Source organism: Microbacterium sp. P5_B6, from assembly GCF_056400345.1.
In genome coordinates, this window is sequence record NZ_JBFULL010000072.1 from 1 (window position 1) to 1,366 (window position 1,366).

Consider the following 1,366-nt stretch of genomic DNA (forward strand, 5'->3'; position numbering starts at 1 on the left):
TCATCGGCGTTTTCGAGTTGAGCATGATGCAGGGAAATGCTTGCGTTCTGGGTGCAATCGGACGTCGGTGAAGTGGCCTCTTGCATCTCGTCGCTCGACGTATCCGAGAGGCCCGATGCGGTCGTGCTCTCACGATCCTGAGCGAGGTGCAACCAATCGCCCTCTGAACACTCCCGCGATCGGAGTAGGTCAAGGAGTTCGGCGCAACCAGCACGAAGCTGTCGTCCGTGGCGTTGAGAACGGGGGCGGTTCGAAATTCACCTCCCTCCAACAGTCAGCGGACGAGCTAGCCTTCGTCGCGCAGTTTCCGAATCCCCCGCGACGCGCGCCTCGCCTCGGCGTCACAATCAACATCGTGGTTTCCCGGCACGAGGACGGTGTGGCTCTCGCCGGCAACCTCGCACGTCACCGTTCGTGATATCTCCGGTGATGATGATCGCGTCGAGGGTCTGGTTGGACGCCGGCGCCGTCTTGCGCACCTGCGGAGGCTCGACTTCAGGAGCCTCCTGCGCGTGGCGGCAGCATCCACCGGGATCACCCTGCACCTTGTGGATCCCAAGCGGTACGGTCCTCGGACGGCCTGTGAGATCCAGGTCCGACAGATGCGGCATTGTCGCCTAACTTCCCCGGTCAAGGTCTTTCCGAAGGCTACTGAGTAGGCAGACCTCGAACCGCACGGCTCGCCATCCGCGGACAGCGGCGCCCACCCCGATACGCTCTGGACCGAAGGAGGGCGATGGAGTACCGCAACGCACAGTCCGCGTTTCTTGCGCAGGCCGCAGAGATTTTGTCTCGTGGCCAGATGGTCAACGTTCGCGGTGCGGTCACCCGCGAGGCGCGCCAGGTGACCATCACCCTCGCCAACCCGCTCGAACGCTGCGTCGTCATCCCCGACCGCAATAACAACCCGTTCGCCGCGATCTACGAGACGCTGTGGGTTCTCGCCGGCAGGAACGATATCGGAGATCTGGTCAGTTACCTTCCTCGGGCGGCAGATTTCTCCGACGACGGCACGACCTGGCGCGCCGGTTACGGTCCCCGGTTGCGGGCCTGGCACGGCGTCGATCAGCTCAGGGCAGTCGTCGACATCCTGACGCAAGACCGGCAAAGCCGCCGGGCTGTGATGTCGATCTTCGACCCGGCGCTCGACTATCAGCCTTCGAAGGACATCCCCTGCACCAACTGGCTGCAGTTCACGTGCCGCGATGACGTCCTGGACCTCGCGATCACCGTTCGCAGCAACGACCTGATGTGGGGCTTCACCGGCATTAACACGTTTGAGTGGAGCGTGCTGCACGAAATGGTGTCGTTCTGGACGTGTGCACGGCCAGGGAGCACCACCTACTTCATCGGCTCACTCCATCTC

1 protein-coding gene is annotated in these 1,366 nt (G+C 63.0%); it reads left to right on the top strand.

Features of this window, described 5'->3' with window-relative positions:
- Window positions 1-736: 736 nt before the first annotated feature.
- Window positions 737-1,366, top strand: a 630-nt coding sequence (locus AC1DP3_RS18275; RefSeq protein ID WP_477295787.1) for a thymidylate synthase, incomplete at its 3' end; no start/stop codon positions are given.